The following is a 23,553-nucleotide window of genomic DNA, read 5'->3' as shown; positions in this document are numbered from 1 at the left end:
GCACCCTTAGCACCAGCACCCTTCGCACCCTTAGCACCAGCACCTTTAGCACCGTTGGTACCGTTTGCACCCCTAGCACCGACACTATTCCCTCTTTAGAATCTGACTTTGAATCCGAGCTGGAACTTGCGCTGCTCGAATCCGCCCGGGTTGACGAAATCATACGGGTCGACCGGAATCGCCGCCGTCGGGTTGCCGGCTGCGTCGGTGACGGTCGTGGTCGTGATCGACGACATCTGCACCGTGTTGAAGACGTTCTTCAGTTCGGCGATCACCTCGGCGCGCACCGTGCCGCGGATCGGCAGCATGCGTGTGTAGCGCATGTCGACGTTCTTGCGCACCGGCAGATACAGCGAATTGCGGTCGACGCCGATCGGACGATCGCTGCTCGTCGCATCCTTGTTGAGGTCGGTCGCGGCCAGGATGTTGGCAGGCAGCCCGCTGTTGAACTGCAGAAGCACGCCAATCTGGTTGTTGCTGAGCAGCCCGCGCACGAACGCGTTCGACGAGTGGCTCGTCGTCTCATAGACGATGTTGCCGTTCAGGCTGTGGCGCATGTCGAGCGGGTTGGGCCCCTCGTCGCGCTTCAGGTTGCTCGGATCCGACGGACCCGCCTCCGCCTGCACCGTCAGCTGCGTGCGCAGCGGCGTATCGTCCGTGCCCTTGCCGAACGAATACTGGACGTTGAAGCTCAGGCCGCGCGAGAAGCGCTTGTCGGCCTGGAAGGTGACCGACTTGAAGTCCGACTCGCCGACTGACTGCACCTCGAAGATATGGTTGAAGCGCGGGTCGATGCGTGTCGCCGCGCTCGCCGTCGTGTTGTAGATCGGCCGTCCGTCGGCCAGCACGCCGGTCGGATTGGTCAGGTTGATGTCGTTGACGACCGGCAGCTGGGAGCCCTTGGCGTACATCACCGCGACCGACGTCGTGAAGTCGTGGCCGAGCGCCCGCTCGACCTGCGCGCTCGATTGCCACGTGTGGCCGACATCGAAGTTCGAGTTGACCGCCCACGGCGACTGCTGCGCCACCGATCCGCTGGTCACGCCAGCGGGAAACGCCGGCGCGCCAGCCGTCGAGCCGCTGAACGTGTAGACGGGCGCGGTCGGCGAGCCCGAGAGCTGGAGCGCCTGCTCGTAGCCGCCGAGGATCGGCTGGTCGTACATGATGCCGGTGCTGGCGCGCAGGACCGTCTTCTGGTCGATCGACCACGCCGCGCCGATGCGCGGACCGAAGTTGTTCTTGTCGGTGTTGAAGCTCTGAGTCTGGGCCAACGGCGCCCCGGCAAGGCCGGCCGGGTACTTATACAGGTCGTAGCGGATGCCGTAGAGCAGCTTCAACGAGGGGCGCAGCTGCCAGTCGTCCTGCACGAAGGTGCTGAAGACATTCGAGGACATGTTGAACGACAGGTTGCCGGTGATCTGCGACATCGACGTATATCCGAACGGCGCCGCGCCGCTCTCCGCGGCGTTGTAGGAGTCGACGGTCGGGAAGGTGTAGAGAAACTGCGGCGCGCTGGTCCGCTGATCGTAGATGTGCTGGTAGTCGAAGCCCACCTTGTAGCTGTGGGCGCCGCGCAGGTAGGTGAAATTGTCAATCAGCTGCGTGATGTCCTGCTTGAAATCGAAGCCGGCGTTCCCCTGGCCGGTCGCGCTCCACGGACCGCCGAACGCGATGGACGGACTGCTGATCGTGATCGCCGGTCCGGTGCCCGAGTCGGCGTTGGCGACCGAGCTCTGATGCCGGTGCGCGTACTGAAAACGCGCCTCGTTCAGCTTGTTGCTGCTGAACGACGAGACCAGCTGCGCGGCCGTCGAGTCCATCGCGTCGAGGAAGTCGGTGGCGCGCTCGAGCGTCGCAGTCCCGCCGCCGCTGTTGTACGGCGCGTCGTTGTGGAACTGGATCCAGCGCGCGGTCAGCCGCGTGCCCGGCGACACCTGGTAGTCACCCTTGCCGATCTTGAACTTCGCCGTCTGCACGTTGGGAGCCGCGGCCGGCTGCGGATCGACGCCGACCGACGCCACCACCGACGGCGACACCGTGATCAGGCTCGTCGACGACAGGTCGCGGCGCGTCTGCTCCCAGCCGCCGTAGAAGAACAGCTTGTTGCGGATGATCGGCCCACCGACGTCCGCCGTCCCCGTGTCGACCCGCGTCGCCGGCTTGAGGTCGGACTCCGACTTGCCCGACGCCGCAACCACCGAGTCGAGCGACGGACAGCTCTTCGCCGCCGTGGTGCTGCCGCAGCCGAAGAAGAACGGAAACGCGCTGAACGGATTGCGGCGGAACAGATAGCTGCTTTCGCCGTGGAAGGCGTTGGTGCCAGACGGAGTCACCGCGTTGAAGACCATCCCCATCGTCTGGCCGAACTCCGGCGCGAAGCCGGTCGTCACGACCTTGACTTCCTGGATCATCACCTCCGACATCGGCAGCAGGCGCAGACCCGCGCGATCCTTCTCGGTGTTGGTGTTGCCGTCGATCATGTAGTTGATGCGCATCGAGGCGCCGTTGGCCGCCAGGTGGGGCACGCCGAATTCGACGTTCTCGGTGCCGGTGACGCCTGGCTGCACCAGCGCGAAATTGTAGGGATTACGCGCGACGAGCGGGAGGTTCTTGACCTCTGTGGTGCTCATCGTGTGCCCGATGTCGATCCGCGCCGTGTTCAGGGCCGGCGAGTCCCCGGAGACGTTCACCGTCTCGCTCACCTGGCCGACGCTCATCTGCGCGTTCACCACAGCCGTCTCGCCGACCGAGAGCGTGATGCCGGTCTTCTCGGCGCGCTTGAACCCCTGCAGCTCGGCCGCGATGCGGTAGGTCCCGAGCGGCAGCAGCGGCGCGCGGTACAGTCCCTTATCGTTGGTGATCACCGTCTCGGTCGTCCCGGTGTCGAGATTGGTGATGGTCACAGAGACGCCGGGCAGTATGCCGCCCGATGCGTCGGTAACCGTGCCTTCAATACTGCCGTTGGTCGCCTGCGATTGCGCGAACGCCGCCGCCGGCGTCAGCCCGAGCAGCGCGAACAACGCCAGCGCCGCCGCCGTGGCTGGTTTCCGTCGAAACATGTGGTCTCCTCCTGAGCAGCTCAGGTTAGCATGGGCGGATGACCCTTCTGGCCGCCGCTCTCATCATGACTCTCGCCGCCCCGTCCGGGATCCAGACGACGGGCGGGTCGCTGGCGTTCACTGCCCCACCCGCGTGGCACACCCGGCCCGCCTCGAGCAGCATGCGGGTCGCGGAATTCACAGTCCCGCGCGCGGCCGGAGACAGCGAGGACGCTGAGCTGGTCATTTATTACTTCGGGACGGGCGCCGGGACGGTCGACGCCAACATCGAGCGATGGATCGGCCAAATCCAGCCGGCCAGCGGAGCGCCGACCGCCGCCGCGGCGAAGCGGACCACGCAGACGGTCAACGGCCTCACGGTGACGATGGTGGATGTCTCTGGGACCTATGTCGCGGAAGTGCGGCCGGGCGCCACGGAGCATTTCAACAAGCCCGGATTCCGGCTCCGCGCGGCCGTCGTGGAGACGCCGCGCGGGCCGTACTACGTCAAGATGACGGGGCCAGCGAACACGATCGGAGCCGCCGACGACGCGTTCGCCGCCCTGGTGGCGTCGCTACGCTTCGTCCCGTAAGCGGCCGACGCGCCGCTACCCGCGCCCGACGAGCGCCGCGATGATGACAATGACGATGACGGCGACGATGATGCCCGTCCACATACCGGCCTTGAAGATCCCCGCAATCGCGGCGCAGCCGGTCAAGGTAACCGCAATCAGAACCACGAGCAGGATTCGCGTCAGCAAACTCAGCATTAGCCCTCCATCCGAAAACCTCATTTCATAGATCGTGCCGGGGTAATCGGGGGATCGGGTGATCGGATCACCGTCGGATCCCGACCACCGAATGGGGTAATCTGCCGTCCACGCGATCACCCGATCGCCAGATCACCCGATCACCCGATTCCCCAATGCCCCTGACCCTGCTCTGCGTCGCCACCTACCGCAAGGGGGACGAATTTCTGCGCGAAGCAAGGCGTCAGGGGTGCCGCGTACTGCTCGTGACCGACGAAACGCTGCGCGAGGCGGATTGGCCGCGCGAGGCGATCGACGGGACCTACTACGTCCGCCGGGACATGCCGGACGCCGACATCCGGAAGGGCGCTGCCTATCTCGCCCGGCACGAGCGGCTCGACCGGATCGTCGCGCTCGACGACTTCGACGTCGAACCGGCGGCGATGCTGCGCGAGCATCTCAACGTCCCGGGCCTCGGACAGACCGCAGCCCGCGGGTTCCGCGACAAGCTCGCCATGAGGGTGCGCGCTCGCGCCGCCGGCATCGCGTGTCCGGACTTCGTGCACCCGGTCAACGAGGAGGCGCTGCGCGAGTGGACGTCGCGCGTTGCGCCGCCGTGGGTGCTCAAGCCGCGATCCCAGGCGGCGGCGATCGGCATCCGCCGGATCGGCAGCGGCGACGAGCTTCGCGAGGCGCTCGACACGCTCGCCGACGATCGCGCCGAATTCCTGCTCGAGCGGTTCGTTCCGGGCGACGTGTTTCACGTCGACTCGCTGGTGTTCGGCGGCCGCGTCGTCTTCGCGACGGCCAGCCGTTACGGGATGCCACCGATGGCGGTGGCGCACGAAGGAGGCATCTTCGTCACGCAGACCCTCGACGACCGCGACCCGCTCGTCGTCGCCCTGAAAGAGCTCAATGCCCGGCTGCTGGCGGCGTTCGGGCTGGGCCGAGGCGCGTCACACACCGAGTTCATCCGCGCCGAGGACGGCCGACTCCGCTTTCTCGAGACCTCAGCGCGCGTCGGCGGCGCCTACATCGTCGACGTCGTCGCAGCGGCCACCGGCGTCAACCTGTGGCAGGAGTGGGCAAAGATCGAAATCGCCGGCGACGGCGGGCACTACGATCCACCGGTGTCGGGGGAGAAGTGCGCGGGCATCGTGTTGTCCCTGGCGCGGCAGGAATGGCCCGACCTGAGCGGCTACGCCGAGAGCGAAATCGTCCAGCGCGTGAACAAGCGGCACCATGCGGGCCTGATCGTCGCCTCGCGCGACGCGGCGCGCGTGCAGCACCTGCTCGAAACATATCGAACGCGGTTCTCGACGGAATTCCACGCGTCGGCGCCGCCGCCCGCGCGCGCCACCGACTGATCCGGTGCAACGCCTGGCCAGCGCCGCTGAATGATGGACGGCCGTCAGGTGGACTGTCCCGGCGCAGGCAGATCGAACACGTAGCGCGGAAGCGTGCGATCGCGCGCGCCCGGCATTGGCGCCGGCACCTCGCCGACATGGCGGGCGCCAAGCTTTTCGTAGAAGCCGGTCGCGGACGGGTCCGAGAGCAGTTCGACAGTCCGCCCCCGCTGCGCGCCGGCGGCCTGCAGCGCCTGCCGCACGAGTTGGGTGCCGATGCCGCCGCAGTGGAGCGCAGGCTCGACCCAGACGTGCTCGAGCATCCAGCGTGCGCCCCGATCCTCGAGCGCGCACATCCCGACAATGACGCCGTCGCGCTCTGCAACCCAGACGTCGTGCATCTCGACGTAGCCCGGCAGGATGGTGAGCTGCGCGTCCCATTTCCGCATCCAGCTCGCCGGGTAGCCCCAGTGCGCCTTGGCGCGATGCGCCAGGTCGGTCAGGGCGTCCGCGTCGTCACCGGTGGCGGGACGCAGGGTAGCCTGCACGTCCGGAGGTTATCACCAGCCGCGACCCGACCCGACGCACGGAAACACCGGCCGCGAATCCGGGTAGTATGACCTCCGTGAAAGTACTCGCCGCCTCCATCCTGCTCGGCGGTGCGCTCGCGCTCGCGGCGGCCCCGCCCCACGCGTTGACCACCGTCCGGATCGCGGAAGGGTCGCTCGCGGGAACGCTGTCGGCCGACGGCGCGGTCGCGGCGTTCAAGGGGGTGCCGTTTGCGGCGCCACCGATCGGCGCGCAGCGCTGGCGCGCGCCGCAGCCGGCGGCGGCGTGGCAGGGCGTTCGCAAGGCGGACGCCTTTGGCGCCACCTGCACGCAGAACATCGTCGAGGCGCGCAAGCCATGGACGTCCGAGTTCATGGCGCACGGTCCGACGGCCGAAGACTGCCTGTATCTGAACGTGTGGACTCCCGCCGCGGCGGCGGGTGAACGGCACCCGGTTTACGTGTACATCCACGGGGGGGCGAACACCGAAGGGTCGGGTTCGGTGCCGGTATATGACGGCAGCGGCCTGGCATCGAAGGGGCTGGTGGTCGTCACGATCAACTACCGCCTCGGGGCATTCGGGTTCCTCGCCCATCCCGACCTGACGCAGGAGGCGTCGTATCACGCCTCGGGGAACTACGGTCTGCTCGATCAAATCGCGGCGGTGAAGTGGGTGAAGGCGAACGCGGCGGCGTTTGGCGGCGATCCGGCGCAGATCACGATCGCCGGTCAGTCGGCCGGCGCGTTCGGCGTGCGCAATCTGATCGTCAGTCCGCTTGCCAAGGGGCAGTTCCAACGCGCGATCGCTGAGAGCGGCGTCTCGCTCGGCGGCTTCGGGGCCTCGCGCACGCTGGCCGACGCCGAACAGGACGGCGTGCGCTTCGCGCGCGCCAAGAACGCCGCGTCGATCGCCGAGCTGCGCGCGCTGCCGACGTCCCAGATCGCCGCGCCGCCGGTCGGCGGCGTGCCGATCCGCTGGGGCACCATCGTCGACAACTACGCGCTGCTGGCGGCCGAGGCCGACGCGCTCGCGAGCGGCGCCTACAACGACGTGCCTGTGCTGGCCGGCATGAACCGCGACGAGGGCGGCGCCGTTCCGCAGCCGACGGTCACCGGCGAGGCGTTTCGAAAGCAGGCGGCACAGCGCTATGGCGACCGCGCAGCGGAATTCCTGAAGCTCTATGGCGCGGCGTCCGACGACGAGGCGCGCGCGGCGCAGAACGCGAGCGCCCGCGACATCTCGCGCGTCACGACGTCGATGTGGATGTCGGTGCGCGCCGGCACTTCGAAGACCGCGGCGTACACGTACTTCTGGGATCACACGCTGCCCGGCCCCGACGCCGCGCAGTACGGCGCGTTCCACACGTCGGAAGTGCCCTACGCGATGAACACGCTGGCGTTCTCCAATCGCCCGTTCACCGCCGACGACACGCGCATCGCCGACACGATGTCGTCGTACTGGGCCAACTTCGCCGCGCACGGCGATCCCAACGGCACGGGCCTTCCCCGCTGGCCTTCCGTGGCGGAACGGCCGGACGCGACGATGAACCTCGGCGACACGTTCGCGCCGATCCCGCTCGCCGGCAGCGTGGACAAGCTCGCGCTGCTCCGCGCGCTGCTCGCGCCGAAACCGCGCAGCTAGCCGCCGATGCCGTCCCAGCCGACGCGGCGGGCATTCCTGGCGACGGCAGCCGCCGCGGCAGTCGCCGCCAACCTGCGCAGCGCCCGCGCCCAGGGCGATGGCCTGACCGGCCAAGGCGATGGCCTGACCGCCGCGCAGGTGATCGATCAACTTCAGAAACGCGCCGGGGTGCCGTGGCGTGAGGGCGACGTCGACGGCATCAAGGCCGGAACGGCCGAGACGCTCGTTACCGGCGTGGCGACCACCGTGATGGCCACGGCCGACGTACTGCGCCGCGCCGCGGCAACCGGCCGCAACTTCATCGTGACCCAAGAGCCGACCTTCTATACCGGCGCCGAGGATGGAGGCGGCCGCGCCGGCGATCCCGTCTATGCGGCGAAGAAGGCGCTCGTTGACGACCATCACCTCGTGGTCTGGCGGTTCAGCGAACACTGGAACGCGCGCAAGCCGAGCGAGCCGGTCACCGCGCTCGCCAACGCGCTGGGTTGGAGCGCGTACGGCGTGGCCGACGCCGACGCGATTTACAGCATTCCCGAGACGCGGCTCGACGCGCTCATCGAGCACGTCCGGACGAAGCTGCACGCGCGCGGCGGCCTGCGCTGGCTCGGCCCGCCAGACATGCGCGTGCAGACGGTACTGTTGAGCCCCGGGACGACCGATCTCGCCTCCACCGTGGCGCGGATGCCGCGCGCCGACGTCATCCTCGCCGGCGAGCCGCGCGAATGGGAAGCGGTGCCCTACGTGCTCGACGCGCGCCCCCGGAAGGGGCTGCTGGCCGTCGGCCGGATCCTGTCGCTCGAGCCCAGCGCCGCCGCATGCGCGGCGTGGGTGCGCTCGGTCGTACCGCAGGTGCCGGCCGAAGCGATCGTCGTCGGCGATCCGTACTGGAGCGCGGCCGCCCAGTCCGATCCCGGGGTGCGGGAGGGGGTGTCGTGACCGCGCAGGAGGTCGTGACGCGCATCCAGCAGGCGCTGGCGGCCGACGGGATCGCCTGGCGCGAGCCGACCGTCGACACGTTCAAGGCGGGACGACCCGAGACGTCCGTCCGGGGCATCGCGACGACCGGGATGGCGACGCTCGACGTGCTCCACCGCGCGGCGGCGGCCGGACGCAACTTCGTGATCACCCACGAGCCGACGTTCTACAACCACCTGGATCAGACCGCGGCGCTCGAGGCAGATACCACCTATCAGGCGAAGCTCGCCTTCATCGGCGATCAGAAGCTGGTGGTCTGGCGATTCCACGATCACGCGCACCGGATGCACCCCGATCCGCTCGTGGCCGGCTCGGCGCGCACCCTCGGGCTCGCGCAGTACGTCTCGCCGAGCGAACGCGGCATCTACGTCGTCCCGGAGACGACCCTGCGCGCGCTGGCAGCCGATATCGCCAAGCGTCTTGGCGGCCGGGCGATTCGCGTCTGCGGCGATCCTCAGATGAAGGTGACGCGGATCAGCATGGGGCCCGGCTACGGCGTACCGGCGCTGACGCAGGCCATCGACGTGTCGATCGGCGGCGAATCGCCGGAGTCAGGCGGCAACGCCGAGTACGCGCTCGACGCGCACGCGCTGGGCCGTCAGCGCGGGGTCATCCTGCTCGGCCACATGATGTCGGAAGACTGGGGCATGCGCGAAGTCGCCGACTGGCTGCATCGCATCGTCAACGGCGTACCGATCGAGTGGCTCCCGGCCGGCGAGCCCTTCGGCCCGCCGCGCGCATAGATCGCGGCGCCGCGTTCACCGTATCGTCAGGATCACCCGCCGGTACGACGTCAGCGACGGCGAGCCATTGTCCTCGACCGCGAGAATGACGTGCGACGTTCCGGGGACGCGCGGCGTCACGGTGACGCGTGGGGTGGACGCATCCGCGAGCGTCACGCGTGCGGGTGGATCCTTCGGGCCGCCTTCCGGCGCCGACGGGATGCCGCCTTCCTCGTGCGTCCCGCCGCCGCCAATCGCCACCTCCCGGCCCGTCGCGACCGGCCGGCCCGGAATGCCCGTGCCCGCCTCCGGATAGAAGAACCAGCGGTACGACAGCGCATTGCCGTCCGGATCGCGGGTCGCGGAGGCATCGATCGTCAGCGGCACGCCCGCCTTCGCCTCGATCGCGATTGGCGCGTGGCCGCCGACGCCGTTCACGACGACGACGGGGTTGTGGTTGGCGGACTTCGCGTCCTTGATCGTCCAGTCCATGCGCGCGGCAAAGTCGTGCTGGAACGCGTCGCGCCATCGCCAGATGGTCGCCTGATCGCTCGTGTAGATCCGCCCGTCGGTGCCGGTGACCGTGTCGCGCGAGCTGTCGCGGCCGGGGTACGAATCGCCCCCCTGCGTCCAGAACGGCCGGGGCTCGCCCGACGGCGTGCGCCAGACGTAGCGTCCGCCCCAGCCGCCGTAGGCGGGACTCATGAAGCTGTCGAGGCCGTTGTCGATCAGGCCGAGAAACGTCGGGGTGTCACCCTCGTGAATACAGCACGGCAGCGGGTAGTGCATGCCGAGCGGTCCTTTGGCGCGGATGTTGGCGTTGACCCACGCGTCGGTGAAGGTCGTGAAATCGGCGCCGGGCGCGTTCTTGTAGAAGCGGTCGCCGCTGATGCCCGTCCATGTGGCCGAGTAGTACTGCTCGCCGTCCTGCGTCGACGGCGTCGCGATGTAGTGCAGGGACGGAAACTCCCGGCGGATCCACGGGCCCGCATCGTCCTGATCCGAGATCGTGTAGACGCGCAGCTTGGCGACGAGCCGATCGAGATCGGCGGACGGACGTGAGGTACGGGCCTCGAGGAGCGCCTGCGCGAGCGTGTTCGTTCCGCCCCAGGCGAGCACCCACAGCGGCCGCGGATCGGGCTTGTCGGCGGCCCGCAGGATGAGCGCCGCGCCGTCCGACATCTTGCCTGGACCGACCGCGGCCATGCCGTACGAGGGTTGTCCTGAGACGATCACGCCGCGCAGCGCGCCCGGATCGGGAAAGCCCGGCTGGTTGGCGAGCAGCGACGGCCGCACTTCCGCATAGGCGTCGACGACCGTGCGGATCACGTCAGGACGCACGCGCTGCCGCATCCACGTGGAGGTCGCCGCCACCAGCCCCTCGACGTCGAACTGATTCGAGTAGACCAGGAAACGCACCATCGACATCTGGTCGTCCGGCTCGTTGGCGATGTCGGTCATGACGACGATGCGCTGTTTCTCGACGTAGGGATCGATGCGCGAGGCGATGGGATCGGGCAGCTGAGGCGCCTGCGCGAGCGGCCGAACGAGCGCCAGCCCCAGGCCGGCCGCGACGATGGCGACGCGATTACGCATGATCGACGAGAACGTATCACGCACCCGGTCGCGCGGCGCAGCGCGGGACGGCCCGCGGCATCATTTCGGCCGGGCGAAGGCGACGTAGATCCCGCCCGGACCGCCTTGCGGCGACTTGCCGCCGCCGGCGGCCACGACAATGAATTCGCGGCCGCCGCTCTCGTAGACCGCGGGCGTCGCGTTGCCGGAAGACGGCAGCACATATTCCCAGAGCAACGCGCCGCTCGCCTTGTCGAATGCGCGGATCTTGCGGTCATGGTTGGTGGCGGCAATGAACACGAGGCCGCCGCCGGTCACCACGGGGCCGCCGTAGTTTTCGCTGCCGGTCGCCTTCAGGCCGAGTGCCGCCAGTTCGGGATACTCGCCAAGCGGCACCTTCCACGCGTACTCGCCTGAGTTGAGATCGATCGCGCTGAGCGTGCCCCAGGGTGGCGCCACCGCCGGATAGCCGTCGGGATCGAGGAATTTCTTATACCCGGTGAAGCGATAGTCGCTGTTGATCAGCGGGTGTACTGCACCGCTGGCGGTGGATGGCGCCCCGGCCGGCGTCACGGGAGTATCCTCGCCGGTCAACACGTACTGCACGATCGCGTTGACGGCGGTCTGTTCGAGCGCCGGAAACGCCGGCATCCGGCCGGCTCCCCGCCGCACAGTGTCGACGATCTCCGAGAAGGCTCGGCGATCGCGAATCCCGATCAGCGTCGGGATCTGTGGCGGCGTGCCAGCGCGATCGTCGCGATGACAGAGTCCGCACTGCTGCTGATAAAGCCCCTTGCCGCTCTGCCCTCCGGTGCCCGGCGCCAGCTGCCCCGTCCACGCCAGATCGTTGGCGTTCACGTAGTAGAGGCCGGTCTCTGGATCGAAGGCCTGCCCGCCGTACTCGGCGCCACCGTCGTAACCCGGAAACACGACCGTCGGCTTGTCGATTCCGAACGGGACGAACTGGCCGTCGCTGCGCATCCCCTTGAACGCGTCGATCGCCCATTGCCGCGCCGCCGGCGTCCGCGTCGTCAGCATGTCGGCGGTGAGGCGCTGGCGCGCGAACGGCAGCGGCGCGAGCGGCAGCGGCTGCTCGGCGGCCGCACGCTCCCCCGGCACCGTACTCGCCGGATAGCCGCGGTATTCGATCGGAAAGAGCGGCGTGCCATCGGCACGATCGAACAGGAACACATAGCCCTGCTTGGTCGCCTGCGCGACAGCCGCGACGCGGCGTCCGCCGCGCGTCACCGTGACCAGGCTCGGCGGCGACGGCGGGTCGCGGTCCCACAAATCGTGGCGCACGAACTGGAAGTGCCAGAGGTGCTTCCCTGTCGCCGCGTCGAGCGCCAGCAGGCAGTTCGCGTAGAGATCGTCGCCGAGGCGATCGGCGCCGTAGAAGTCGGTCGCCGCCGAGCCGGTCGGCACATAGACGATGCCGGTGCTCTCGTCGAGCGCCATGCCGGGCCAGTTGTTGGCGGCGCCGCTGTATTCCCAGGCGCGCGGCGGCCATGTCTCGTATCCCGGCTCGCCCGGATGCGGAATGGTGTGGAACGACCAGCGAAGCGCTCCCGTCCGGACGTCATACGCGCGAATATCGCCGGGCGCCGTCGGCAGCGCCTCGCCCACCCGGCCGCCGACGATCATCAGATCCCGGTAGACCACGCCCGGCGTCGTGAGCCGCACGCCCTGGGTCTTCGGATCGCGTCCGAGGTTGTCGCGTAGATCGATGCGGCCGTCGCGGCCGAACGTCGTGATCGGCTTGCCGGTCGCCGCGTCGAGCGCGTAGATGAAGTTGTCGACCGCGGCGAACACCCGTCGATCGGAGCCGCTCGTCCAGTACATGACGCCGCGGTTCGGTCCGACGCCCTTGATGCCCGGATCGAACGTCCACAGCGGCGTGCCGCGCGCCGCGTCGATCGCGAACGCCTTGTGTGTCGGCGTATAGCCGTACAGCACGTCGGGCGCGCCCCCGACCCCTGGCACAACGACTGGCTGGGTCTGCATTGGGCCAGGCTCGCCGGTGTCGTACGACCAGGCCACCGCGAGACTCGACACGTTGCTCCGATCGATCGCGGTCAGCGGCGAGTAGCGAATCTGCTCCGGACCGCCGCCATAGCCCCACTCCCCCGGCCCCTTCGCATCGTGCGCCGCGACGATCGCGGCCGCCATCGCGACGGCAAAGACAGATAAGATGCGGGGCATATGCGCGCAGAATACCTCGTCCGGACGTTCGTGCTGATCGCGGCCGTGAGTGCGGCGCCGGGCGTCCTCGGCATCGGGGCCGCCCAGCAGGGTCCGCCGCCACCGCCTCCGTTCGACGCCGCAAAGGTGCCCGCCGGCATGCCGATGCCGAAGACGTGGACCGCGGCCGAGGACCACCAGAACATGATGGAGCAGCTTGGCATCACGAAGCTGCGCCCAGGCCCGAGCGGCAACGATCAGGCGCCCAACCACGCGAGCTACGACGAGGCCACCGCCAATCCGTATCCCGATCTGCCCGACGTGCTCACGCTCGAGAACGGGAAGAAGGTCACGACGGCGGCGGTGTGGGAGCAGGAGCGGCGGCCGGAGATCGTCGAGGACTTCGATCGCGAAGTGCTTGGTCGCGTCCCGAAGAACGCCCCGAAGGTCGTCTGGACAGTGACGGGGTCGGAAAAGACGACGCTGGGGGGCATGCCGGTGCTGGTGAAGAAGCTCACCGGCCGCGTGGACAACGCGAAGTTCCCGGCGATCGACGTCAACATCGAGGCCGGGCTGGTGACGCCGGCCGACACCAGGACGCCGGTGCCGGTCATGATCATGTTCGGCGGCGCGTTCCTGCTGCCGGGATGGACACCGCCGCCGGGAGGCCGCGGCTTCGGCGCGCCCCCAGCCAACGCCGCCGCTTCCGATCTGCCCGCCACGCAGCAGCTCATCGCCGGCGGCTGGGGCTACGTCGCGCTCAACCCGACCAGCGTCCAGGCCGACAACGGCGCCGGCCTGACGCGCGGCATCATCGGGCTGGTCAACGCCGGACAGCCGCGCAAGCCCGACGACTGGGGCGCCCTGCGCGCCTGGGCCTGGGGAGCATCGCGCGCGCTCGACTACCTCGAGACCGACAGCACCGTCGACGCGAAGAAGGTCGGCATCGAAGGCGTGTCGCGCTACGGCAAGGCGGCGCTCGTCACCATGGCCTACGACCAGCGCTTCGCCGTCGTGCTCGTCGGCTCGTCGGGCGAAGGAGGCGCGAAGCTGCACCGGCGCAACTGGGGCGAAGCAGTCGAGAACCTGACCGGATCGGGCGAGTACCACTGGATGGCGGGTAACTTCCTGAAATACGGCACCGACGAATCATCGTTCGGGAAGAAGACGCCGGCGGACCTCCCCGTCGACGCGCACGAGCTCATCGCGCTCTGCGCGCCGAGGCCGACCTTCATCAGCTACGGCGTCCCCGAGAAGGGAGACGCCAAGTGGCTCGATCACCAGGGCAGCTTCATGGCGGCGATCGCGGCGCAGCCGGTGTTCCGCCTGCTCGGCGGCAAGGATCTCGGCAGGACCGACGACTACAAGACCGAGAAGATGCCGCCGGTGAACACCGCGCTGATGACCGGCCAGCTCGCCTGGCGCCAGCACGACGGCGGCCACACCGACGGGCCCAACTGGCGTTACTTCATTCCGTGGGCCGATCGGATGCTGAACTACACGTTCGTCTCGCCGGCAACGCGGCCCGTTCCGCGCGTCGACGCCAATTCCGTGCAGGCGCACAAGGATCTGCTCGACAAGGCGAAGGCCGGCGGTACCGACGTCTACTTCCAGGGGGACTCGATCGCGCGCCGGTGGGGCGCCACCGACTACCCGGACGATCTCGCCAACTGGAAGGAGAATTTCTGGGGCTGGAACGCCGCTGATTTCGGCTGGGGGGCCGACAAGACGGAGCACATCCTCTGGCGCCTGGACAACGGCGAGCTCGACGGCGTCAACCCGAAGGTGATCGTCATCCTCGCCGGCACCAACAACGTCGGCAACCGCCCCGGCGACGCAACGAAGGTCGACGACATCACCGCCGGCGTCACGCGCATCGTCGATCTCTCACGCCAGAAGGCGCCGAACGCGACGATCATCCTGACGGCGATCTTCCCGCGCAACGACAACATGGCAGTGATGCCCGAGATCGTGAAGATCAACGCGAACCTCGCGAAGCTCGCCGACGGCAGGACCATCCGGTTCCTGAATGTCAACGACAAGCTGGCGGACAAGGACGGAAAGCTCTACGACGGGATGATGAACGGCGACAAGCTGCACCCGACGTTGAAGGGTTACCAGGCGTGGGCCGACGCGCTCAAGCCCATCCTGCGCGAGCTGCTCGGTCCGCCGGCCGCCACCGACCACGCGCCACCGCCCACCGGCGATCCGTCGGCGTCGAAGAAGCGGTGAGCAGCCGGCGTGGGTGTCGAACCGGGTCGAACGGCTGAGGCCTCCCGGTAACGGCTACTTCCAGTTGCTGGCGTTCTGGCGGAACCGCGCCGGCAGCTCCGGCTTCTTCTCGGCTTTCGGCGAGGCCGATTCTCCTTCCGCAGCCGCTATCTCCTTCTCGAGGTCGTCGTCGTTGGGCAGGCCGCCGAGCTGATCCACGAAGACCATCGACTGCTGCGACGGGATCTCGAACCTCTTTCCGCACGCCTTGCACACCACCTCGTCGTCGAGCCGCAGCAGATAGTCGCGCAGCTTGGCAAAGCGGGTGCGATCTTCGTCGCGCGCGCTGGGCGGCAGGCGATCCTTCTTGGTGCGGCGCACCCAGCGGATGCTGAACTCACCGGCACGGTGGCATTTGGGGCACGTGAAGTGTCCCTGCCGGGTCTCCGGTTTCTCGTTGAAGAAGGCGCGTTCGTCGAGAGACATGCTCCCATGTTACGCCAAGCCCGCCCGGCCCGGAGCCTAGCGGATGCTGGCGGCAGGCAGATCCTTCCCGATGCCTTCGTCGAGCGGCATCCTGTCGGGCCAGGCGCCGAGCATGATCAGTTGCCGATCGAGTTCGGCATGCAGATCGTTGACTCTGGAGCGGTACCGCGGGTCGTCGATCAGATTGACGAGCTCGAGGGGATCCTCGGTGAGGTGATACAGCTCCGACAGGTGCGGCGTCGCCGAGTTCGGATAGCGGACGTACTTCCACTCTCCGGTACGAAGCGCGCGCACGTTCGGTGTGTACGGGAACTGCTTCTCGTAGTTGTACAGATACGCGAAACTCGTCCGCCAGCCGGCATCGGGCTGCCCCTGCGCCAGCCGCTTCCATGATCGTCCCTGGATTTTCGAACCGATCGGCAGTCCGACGATGTCGAGAATCGACGGCGCGAAATCGGTGGTCAGGATCATCTGGTCGACGACGCGCGGCTGCGACGGGGGCGTCAGTCCGGGATAGCGCACCACGAGTGGCAGCCGCAGCGACTCCTCGTGCGCGGTCCGCTTGTCGACCAGGCCGTGCTCGCCGTTGAGCAACCCGTTGTCGGTCGTGAAGATGAACACGGTGTTGTCGAGCTCGCCGCGCTCCTGCAGCAGCGAGTAGATGCGTCCGACGCTGTCGTCGACGCTGAGGATGACACGCCAGTACGAGCGCACCATCTCCTCGAACGCCGCTACTCCTTCCGGGCTCGCGTCGGGAAAGTTCTTACGGAACTCGAACAGCGGTCCGTAGATGCCGTGCCACGTCGGCATGCGCTGCCTGTACCAGTCCGGTTTGTCGTCGAGCATGAAGGCCGACGCGGGATACGGAACGTGCACGTCGGCAAAGGCGTTCTTGTACTTGTCCTCCGGCACGAAAAAGCTGTGCGGCGCTTTGTGCCCGATCACGATCGCATAGGGCTTGTCGCCGCGGCGGCCGCGGATCCACTGCTCGGCGAGATCGGTGACGATGGTCGTGTAGTAGCCGGGGATGACGTGCCGTTCGCCGCCGTTGATGCGCCACTCGGTGCCGACGTAGACGCCCTGGCCGCGATGCGACGCGAAATAGTCGAAGCCGGGCCGCTTGTCGTCGTTGTTCTCCCCCATGTGGTACTTGCCGACATACGCCGTTTCGTATCCGGCGCGCTGCAGCAGCAACGGCCACGTCTCGGTCTCCGGGGGGAACTCGGTGAAGTTGTTGGTCACGCCGTGCACGTGCGCGTAGACGCCGGTCAGGATCGTCGCGCGGCTCGGCGAGCAGAGCGACGTCGTGTCGAACGTGTTCCTGAAGTAGACGCCCTCCTTGCCGATCCGATCGATGTTCGGCGTCTTCAGCGGGCCGCTGTGCCCCTGCAGGGAGATCGCGTCCCAGCGCTGGTCGTCGGTGAGGATGAAGACGATGTTGGGGCGTCGCGCCGGCGGCGGCGTCCGCGCGCATCCGTTCGCCAGCACCGCCACGGCGGCGAAGGCCAGCAGGCACACACCCAATGGACGGACAGAGATGTGAAAACGCATGTTTCGCGCCAGGTCGATCATTCGCGCGCGCCCTCTTCGGTCGTCGCCGTGAGCCGCCGGCGGAGGCCGCCGCCGCGATTGGCCTCCACGTAGTCGACGCCGTCGGCCGTGATGGTGAGGCGCGACTGATCGTCGCGGGTGACGAACTTCCGCTGGCTCAGGTACCAGAAGGTGAACTCCAGATGCTCGCGCGGCTGTCCTGTGAGCTGCTGAAGGTCGAACGGCGAAAAGGCCGGGTTCGACGGCTCGGCGCGCCGCCTGGCGTAGAGGATCTCGAGGAGCGTACAGCGCATCTGCTGCTCGAGCTCGAAGTCGTCGCTGCTCTTGACCTGCGCGGCGAAGCGCCAGCGCTCCTGACGCAGCCCCTGATGGTGGACGTCGTACTGGGCGCGCTTGTCGGGCACGCTCAGGACGGAATACGCCTCATGCAGAGAGCGGAAGCGCTCGGGATTGCCGGTCTCGGCGTTGTCGGGATGAAAGCGCTGCGCCAGCATCCGGAACACGCGCTGGACCGTGTCGGCGTCGGCGTTCGGGCTGATCTGCAGCGTCTCGTAGTAGTCGGTCGGCGGTTCGTTGCCCACGGTGCTGGCCATGATGCCGGAAGCGCCCGATCGACGCAAACGCGCGCCGGTGGCCGCGCGTCGTCGCGAAGCGCAGCCGAGGCCGCAGTCGCTATCGAGATCCCCTCACAAGGCGAAGGTTGGTGAAGACACCGTCGCTGCCATTGCCCACGAAGAGGCCCACCTGTCCGTTGCCTTCGGCCTGCAGCGCACGGACATCCAGTGCCACAGTGGCGGCATCGCCGACGAATACCTGCACGCGGCCGCTGCCGACGACCACCCGCAGTCTGTTCCACGTGTTCGGGTCGACGGAAGGGTCCACCGCGTGTTCGAACTCGCCTGGAGACTGCGCCCGCAGGCGCCCGTAGTCATTCCCTGGCACCGCGATGTATTGCACGGCGTGCTGCCGACGGTCGGACGACCTGCTGCGGAAGTTGAACGGGCGGAGGTAGATGGCCTCATACGTCTCGTCGTTTCGCCTGTGGAACGCGATTCCGACGAAGCTTTCGGAGTCGATGTCGCGACCGCACACGGCAGTCTCGATCGTGCCGTTCGAGAAATCCGTTCCCTCCAGCCAGATCAGTCCCTCACCGGAGGCGGCCGCGACCCGCAGGCCGGTCCCGCCCGAGAGGACCGTCACCGTGCGGTTGAGGCTCCTCACCCGCCCTGCTGCCAGCCGGTCGCTCAGGCTGATGAACTCGCCGAGCGAGGATGAGCCTCGCTCCGCCCACGACGGAGTCGGCCCGCAATCGGATGGCTTCGACTGGCAGCCGCTCGCCAACGCAGTCGACATCACCAGGATGCCGACCCGCACGACAACCTTCGTCCTCTTGCGCATGGTGCCTCCGGTGCGAATCGCCTACGTGTCTCGATTAGACACCAGGTCCTGCGGGATGAGACCAGCCGGAAGCTTGGTTAGAATCGTCGGCGTATGGCGCGCGCACGGCTCGTGCCGCTCCTGATGCTGCTTGCGGCTGTCCAAGGCGCTCAGGCGCGCGAATTGACCTCGTGCGAGACCAACATCATCTCGGCGACGGTCCTGGCGACCTACTGCAGCCATGCCTCCGGCACTGACGACAACGTCGACTTGATGATCCTGTGGCGCGGCGGTGCAGGATGGTTCAGGCGCGGCATGGGTCGATCCGGCGGCGGTGGATCGCATCTTACCGGTGGCGGCGCTGGCGGGCACGTCTCGGAGTTCCGCTTTTTCGGCGACGTAGAGATCCGGTACGACGCGGACTTCGGCGCGGGTGTCGTGACGATCGGGGCACTGCCGCCGATTGCGCTCCGCACGGTGAATGCGGTGCTGGTCGACGGCGTCGATCGACCGGAGGGCGGGCATGTGCGGCGCGCGCTCAGCGTCGCGCCGCGCGTCACGCTCGGCGGCGATCACAACCTGAAGGTGATCCGATCGTCGCGGGCGCTCATCGCGTTTCTGCAGTGCGACATCCCGATGCCGGCTTCGCCCTCGTCGAGGCCGCAGCCGCCGGTGGTCACGGTGTGCGAGAAGCTCGCCGGCAACGCACGATAGCTGCGCATCCCGGCCCGAGCAGCCCGGTGGTGATACCGCCCGGCCGTTTTGCAGCTGATAAGACCCTCGTTGTAGACTCCAATCAGACGGCCGTGCGATGTGTGCGCCCGTCTGGCGGAGGCAGCGTGATCATGCGCGTTCTCAGGCTCGGTCGAACCATCGCATGGGTGGCCATCGTCGCGGCTCTGCTGCTGGCGCTGACGGGACCACACATTCCGGGGTGGCTCCTGAGCATTGCCATCGGAGGCGCATTCGCGCTGGGGGTTCCCGCAAGCGTGAAGCAGAAGCGTCTGGAACGGGAGGCCGTTCGACGACTCTGGCAGCAACGTCGGCGGATAACGTCAGGCGCGGCGCGCCCGTAATCGCCGTCCTCGCTCTGTCGGCCGATGCAGGAGCCCTTCAGCGGCGTTCCGTCAAACCAGTTCCTGCCTCGTCAGAAGCCGCCGCGGACCAACGCGCTGAACACGATCGTCGGGGCCTGCAGACGGGCGCCCGCGTCGCTGACGAACACGGCACCCGCGATCCTGATCGTCGCGCGCCGCGCGTCTGGCTGACGCGCGACGATGCCCGGCGGAGAGACCTCGAGCGTGACCGTCCCTGAGACCGCCCGCCAGACGGTTTCGACCGGTTTCTCGAACATGACGTCCGTACAGAACGGGTCACGCACCGCCCGCTGATAGACGTGGACCTCGACACTGAACCTGCTGGCCGGCGCGATCTCGAACGTTCCGGATGCGGCTCGACTATCCGAGGCCAGCGGCTCGGGAGAGTTCCGTCTGAGTGCCAGCGCCTCGGCACGATCGGCCGTCCACGCGTAGGCGAATCCCATTTGGCAACCCTCGGCGTCGGCGTACTGCATCCTCGGAGGACGCGTCGGGTCCTGATCTTTTTTCCAGTCGACGCGCCCGTCTGCGGCAGCCCGTGCGGCGTCGCGCGCCTGCCCGGCGCGTTTCTCGGTCAACGTTTCGATGAGGACGGTTCTCGGACCATCAGCCGCGCGAATCGTAACGGCCGGGAGGCCCTGGTCGTTCCGGTGGAAATCGACGAGCGTCCGCGGGTCGACCGCTCCCTGGTCAGGCCGCTCGGGCGACGCCGATCGCAGCAGCGCGCCTTCGCTCGCCACTTGATTCAGCTCGACGCCGGCCACCTCGTACAGGAACCAGTGCAACGTCCACCCCTTGCCGGATGGTTCCCAAAATGCGAGCTGGATGAAATGCTGCGGCGGCGATCCGACCGCGGCCGCGGGCACGTCCGTCTGCGAGAGCGGGAGGAAGAGCGCGCCGCGTGGGGCATTGCGAATCGGGTGTGCGCGCACCTCTGTGCCGTACGTGATCGTCGCGCCTGTGAGCGTCCACTCGACCGTGTGATTGGGCGACAGCAGGAACGTCGCGGGTTCGAAGCGGTGGTCGAGCCCGACCTGCATGGTCACCGCGCACAGGTCTTGCCACGCATGGTCATGCGAGAAGAGCAGCTTCTTGGCCAGCCTGCCTGCGATCTCTCCGAACATGCCGTCCATGGTTGCGATGCTGTAGAGCGCGCAGGCGCGCACCGGATCGGCCGGGACGCCATCGCCTGTTTCGTAGAGCGTTCCAAGAAAAAACGCGGCAGCAGGATCGTTCTGATGCCAGTCCTCGGCGATGGAACGGAGAATGTCGGCGGCGCGCGAGACATCGCCTCGCGCGAGCGCGGCCACGCCATCCGCGACGGTGCTCTGCGCCTCCGCCGTTGACGCCACGAGCACGACGCACAGAGCCGCGAGCGCGGGGCGCACGCTCATTTCGGGTCCCGCCATGGCACCAGGCCCCGCCGCGGCGCATCGCGGCTGCCGACATTCCATTCGACCTCGCCAGCCGAGTTCACGAAGACCCGCACGAGCCGTGCGGCATCGACACCCCCGGGCGGCTGTGGACCGGATGCCGTCATGATGCCGGGGTCCGCCGTGACCGGGAGGTACTCTCCGGCAACGACTTCGTTCAACATCCAACCCAGGCGCCACTGCGACGAGTTGTCGTTCGGATCGCGCCACCACGCAAAGGTATGGAGAAAGTGCCGGCGTCCGGCCGTCGGATGCGTGACGTCGAGCGGCGTGTACAGCGTCGGAAGCGGAACCCAACCGGGTGGAAACCCGCTGGCGATCCGCCGCTCGCTCCCGTTGTAGGTGACGACTATGGCGGTCGCGGTGATGTCGACGCGCTGGCCGGGTCCGAGCGCGAACGACCCGGCGGTCTGTTCCGCCAGCGGAGCGCCAGAACACAGCAGCATCGCGCCGCGCCCCATCTCCTGGCGCATCGACTCGAGGATCTCCGTCGCCGGCAGCGCGAGCGGGTGCGTCGACTTTCCGACGTCCGAAAAGAGCGTGCAGGCGTTGCCGCGATTCGCATCCACGCCGCGGCCCCGGTCGTACAACGTAGCCAGGAGGAACTGCGCGACGGGGTCGGAGCCCGGGCCCTGGCTGAGCGGCCGGAAGATGGCTGCGGCGGCCTTGTAGTCCCCGCGGAACATCGCACGCACGCCGTCTTCGACAGGCGCCTGCGCATGGGCCGTCAAGCGCAGCAGACTCAGAATTGCGATCAGTCTTACAGGCATGGCGTTACGGACCCGGCGGATCGCGCCGGCGGCGGGCAATCCGGCGAGACGGCGTACTGTCTGCAGGACTCAGGCCGCCTGATCGGCCCGCGTGAGCCACGGGGTGTGCCGGGAATTTCAGCCAACCGGCTCCGCCAACACAACACGGCACGCGAAGCGGGGCTACTTTCGAATCAGGTGATCCAAGCGATCGGATCGATTCGTGGAGCAAGATGGTCCGATCTCGACAGCATCCATGCGGCTGCGCCCCATGAGTTGATACACATGCCGACGGCGGCGAACGGAGCATTCATCGGGGATTCGAAAGCGGGCATCGCCAGCAGGCAGACGATCGTTCCTCCAATTCCCATGCAGGCCTGCACGACGGGGCGGCACGGAGGCAGGCTCAGGACAGGAGCGACGCGACGCGCCGGTCCATTTGGCCGATGATACGAACCAATCGGCAACTCAAGGTCAGTTCGTCTGAGGGACAAGCAACAGTGGAGGCGAGGACGTCTCGCCCATAATCCAGGAGACCTCGCCGTCACGGTATCCCGACTTGCTGGCGCGGATCGTGATCGGTCCCCAGACGAGCGGCGAGAAGAACTGGAAGTAGCCGTTCGTGTCCGTCACAGCGGACCGACCCGCGTTATGACCGCTGGTGATGGTCACAGTCGCGCCCTCGATGCCGTCGCTGGGAAAGGACCTCGTCGAATCGCGGACGGCGTCGGTGTAGAAGCAACTGCTTGGGTTGGCGCAGTCGGTCACCATCAGCGGTCCCTCGCCGACGTACACGCGAAGCGACTGGACGACCGCTACGCCGTTGAACTCAGCCCGCACGTCGGCATCGCCCGGTGACACTGAGGTGAATGCACCCGGGCCGGTCACCGCCATGATGTCCGGCGAGCTCGACGTCCACCGGGCTTCAGCGGTCACATCGCGAGAAGTCGAGTAGAGATCGCCCCACGTCGCAATCACGTGCGCCGTAGACGTCGACGTGCCGAAGTGCCAGGTGTTGATTTGCATGGATGACGGAGGACCAACGGCAGGTGGAATTCGCGGGTCGGGTTGGGTCGGCTGCGATCCGCAGCCTTCGGCAGACAAGGTGATCGAACCGACCAGAACAAGACGGACGAACACGGCGCCGGTCATGTTCAGCTCTTCACGGCCGCGCCGCCGCGAGCGATGCAGTCCTGCACGACGTGGAGCAGGCGGTCCGGGCTGACGGGCTTTCGCAGCAGGCAGGCGACGTTGAGGCTATCGAAGTCGCCCGGATCGCCCGTGACGACGATCACCGGAATCTGTCGCGTATGAGCCTGAGCAGCCAGCTCCGCCCGCACCGTTTGCCCGCTGATGATCGGAAGGCCGAGGTCGAGTACGAGCGCGTCGGGCGGGCGGTTATCGATTTGGTGCAGGGCCCGCAAACCGTCGCCAGCTTCCTCCACATCGAAGCCGCCGAACGAGAGCACCTGACGGAACATGCGCCGCAGGTCGGCGTCGTCTTCGACCAGCAGGATGCGCCGACGCGTCACCCGCCGAGGATACAAAAATTAGGGACGGCCTCAAAGCTGAGCCGTGGTGGTAGTCGCTTAGGGTTATGGCTTCAGGCGCTCTCGGAGAATGCGCCGCGCCACCCCGCTGAGCGTCGGCAACTAGAGCGAAACACCAGACAGCAGCACTAGCCTCAAGCCAGGCTTTTGCCGCTCGTTGAAAACTGACCAGGGAATCGCAGTTCTGCTCACCGAAAATTGACCAGGGTGTTCCGATGTCCTGGCAGGCGTGGAGGCCTGCTAGGGATACGAGGTGCACACCCTGGCGATGTACGCGAAAGTCCGCCGAATGCGGTTACGGGACGGCCTGGCGATCAGCGAG

The 23,553-nt window shown here is 67.7% G+C and carries 20 protein-coding genes; 7 read left to right on the top strand and 13 right to left on the bottom strand.

The features are described from left to right. Positions 1-95: 95 nt before the first annotated feature. Complete coding sequence (locus VGI12_03125) at positions 96-3,059, bottom strand: TonB-dependent receptor (GenBank protein ID HEY2431639.1); 2,964 nt, start codon at positions 3,057-3,059, stop codon at positions 96-98. A 38-nt stretch (positions 3,060-3,097) separates the two neighbouring features. Between VGI12_03125 and VGI12_03120 the strand changes: the two genes are divergently transcribed. After that, positions 3,098-3,631, top strand: a complete 534-nt coding sequence (locus tag VGI12_03120; protein ID HEY2431638.1) for a hypothetical protein — start codon at positions 3,098-3,100, stop codon at positions 3,629-3,631. Positions 3,632-3,646: 15 nt separating this feature from the next. On the opposite strand, the gene VGI12_03115 is transcribed toward VGI12_03120, so the two are convergent. Further along, on the bottom strand, positions 3,647-3,808 hold the full coding sequence (locus VGI12_03115) for a hypothetical protein (protein HEY2431637.1): 162 nt from the start codon (positions 3,806-3,808) through the stop codon (positions 3,647-3,649). Between the two features lie 155 nt (positions 3,809-3,963). On the opposite strand from VGI12_03115, the gene VGI12_03110 reads away from it, so the two are divergent. Next, the gene (locus VGI12_03110; GenBank protein ID HEY2431636.1) at positions 3,964-5,154 is read left to right on the top strand and encodes an ATP-grasp domain-containing protein; all 1,191 of its coding nucleotides are present in this window, start codon (positions 3,964-3,966) and stop codon (positions 5,152-5,154) included. 44 nt (positions 5,155-5,198) lie between these two features. On the opposite strand, the gene VGI12_03105 is transcribed toward VGI12_03110, so the two are convergent. Further along, on the bottom strand, positions 5,199-5,681 hold the full coding sequence (locus VGI12_03105; GenBank protein HEY2431635.1) for a GNAT family N-acetyltransferase: 483 nt from the start codon (positions 5,679-5,681) through the stop codon (positions 5,199-5,201). Between the two features lie 77 nt (positions 5,682-5,758). Here VGI12_03105 and VGI12_03100 point away from each other — a divergent pair, with 77 nt between their 5' ends. Genes VGI12_03100 through VGI12_03090 form a run of 3 tightly spaced genes read left to right on the top strand, consistent with a single transcriptional unit; the run spans position 5,759 to position 9,042 of the window. After that, positions 5,759-7,324 (top strand): carboxylesterase family protein, encoded by a 1,566-nt coding sequence (locus VGI12_03100; protein HEY2431634.1) that lies wholly within the window; start codon positions 5,759-5,761, stop codon positions 7,322-7,324. Positions 7,325-7,330: 6 nt separating this feature from the next. After that, positions 7,331-8,260 (top strand): Nif3-like dinuclear metal center hexameric protein, encoded by a 930-nt coding sequence (locus tag VGI12_03095; GenBank protein ID HEY2431633.1) that lies wholly within the window; start codon positions 7,331-7,333, stop codon positions 8,258-8,260. Beyond that, positions 8,257-9,042, top strand: coding sequence for a Nif3-like dinuclear metal center hexameric protein (locus VGI12_03090; GenBank protein HEY2431632.1), 786 nt, complete (start codon positions 8,257-8,259; stop codon positions 9,040-9,042). The genes VGI12_03095 and VGI12_03090 overlap by 4 nt, the downstream gene beginning before the upstream one ends. A gap of 15 nt (positions 9,043-9,057) precedes the next feature. Here the strand turns inward: VGI12_03090 and VGI12_03085 are convergent, their stop codons facing one another. Together VGI12_03085 and VGI12_03080 are read right to left on the bottom strand one after the other, a co-directional pair. Continuing rightward, positions 9,058-10,617 carry a nucleoside hydrolase-like domain-containing protein gene (locus VGI12_03085; protein HEY2431631.1) on the bottom strand — a complete coding sequence of 520 codons (1,560 nt, stop codon included), beginning with the start codon at positions 10,615-10,617 and terminating at the stop codon, positions 9,058-9,060. A 60-nt stretch (positions 10,618-10,677) separates the two neighbouring features. Then, positions 10,678-12,798: a PQQ-binding-like beta-propeller repeat protein gene (locus tag VGI12_03080; GenBank protein ID HEY2431630.1), complete on the bottom strand. Its 2,121-nt coding sequence runs from the start codon at positions 12,796-12,798 to the stop codon at positions 10,678-10,680. Here VGI12_03080 and VGI12_03075 point away from each other — a divergent pair, their 5' ends adjacent. Then, positions 12,799-15,009, top strand: coding sequence for a GDSL-type esterase/lipase family protein (locus VGI12_03075; protein ID HEY2431629.1), 2,211 nt, complete (start codon positions 12,799-12,801; stop codon positions 15,007-15,009). A gap of 54 nt (positions 15,010-15,063) precedes the next feature. Here VGI12_03075 and VGI12_03070 read toward each other — a convergent pair whose 3' ends face one another. From VGI12_03070 to VGI12_03055, 4 genes are all read right to left on the bottom strand, one after another. Further along, entirely contained in the window at positions 15,064-15,474 is a 411-nt protein-coding gene (locus tag VGI12_03070; GenBank protein HEY2431628.1) for a hypothetical protein, read from the bottom strand. A 36-nt stretch (positions 15,475-15,510) separates the two neighbouring features. Then, positions 15,511-17,046 (bottom strand): sulfatase, encoded by a 1,536-nt coding sequence (locus VGI12_03065; protein HEY2431627.1) that lies wholly within the window; start codon positions 17,044-17,046, stop codon positions 15,511-15,513. After that, positions 17,043-17,618: a DnaJ domain-containing protein gene (locus tag VGI12_03060; GenBank protein HEY2431626.1), complete on the bottom strand. Its 576-nt coding sequence runs from the start codon at positions 17,616-17,618 to the stop codon at positions 17,043-17,045. The genes VGI12_03065 and VGI12_03060 overlap by 4 nt, the downstream gene beginning before the upstream one ends. 79 nt (positions 17,619-17,697) lie before the next feature. Further along, a complete protein-coding gene (locus tag VGI12_03055) occupies positions 17,698-18,399 on the bottom strand; it encodes a hypothetical protein (GenBank protein ID HEY2431625.1) in 702 nt (233 codons plus the stop codon). Positions 18,400-18,516: 117 nt separating this feature from the next. On the opposite strand from VGI12_03055, the gene VGI12_03050 reads away from it, so the two are divergent. Next, on the top strand, positions 18,517-19,116 hold the full coding sequence (locus tag VGI12_03050) for a hypothetical protein (protein ID HEY2431624.1): 600 nt from the start codon (positions 18,517-18,519) through the stop codon (positions 19,114-19,116). A gap of 433 nt (positions 19,117-19,549) precedes the next feature. Here VGI12_03050 and VGI12_03045 read toward each other — a convergent pair whose 3' ends face one another. The 4 genes from VGI12_03045 to VGI12_03030 all read right to left on the bottom strand — a co-directional run bounded on the left by VGI12_03045 (position 19,550) and on the right by VGI12_03030 (position 23,213). Further along, complete coding sequence (locus VGI12_03045) at positions 19,550-20,893, bottom strand: hypothetical protein (protein HEY2431623.1); 1,344 nt, start codon at positions 20,891-20,893, stop codon at positions 19,550-19,552. Further along, positions 20,890-21,702 carry a hypothetical protein gene (locus tag VGI12_03040; GenBank protein HEY2431622.1) on the bottom strand — a complete coding sequence of 271 codons (813 nt, stop codon included), beginning with the start codon at positions 21,700-21,702 and terminating at the stop codon, positions 20,890-20,892. The genes VGI12_03045 and VGI12_03040 overlap by 4 nt, the downstream gene beginning before the upstream one ends. Positions 21,703-22,155: 453 nt before the next feature. After that, positions 22,156-22,833, bottom strand: a complete 678-nt coding sequence (locus VGI12_03035) for a carboxypeptidase-like regulatory domain-containing protein (protein ID HEY2431621.1) — start codon at positions 22,831-22,833, stop codon at positions 22,156-22,158. 2 nt (positions 22,834-22,835) lie between these two features. Then, a complete protein-coding gene (locus VGI12_03030; protein ID HEY2431620.1) occupies positions 22,836-23,213 on the bottom strand; it encodes a response regulator in 378 nt (125 codons plus the stop codon). Between the last annotated feature and the right edge of the window lie 340 nt (positions 23,214-23,553).

This window comes from Vicinamibacterales bacterium, from assembly GCA_036496585.1.
Lineage (GTDB): Bacteria > Acidobacteriota > Vicinamibacteria > Vicinamibacterales > 2-12-FULL-66-21 > JAICSD01.
Note: the sequence above shows the minus strand (reverse complement) of the source record. Positions and strands in the feature narration are given on the sequence as shown.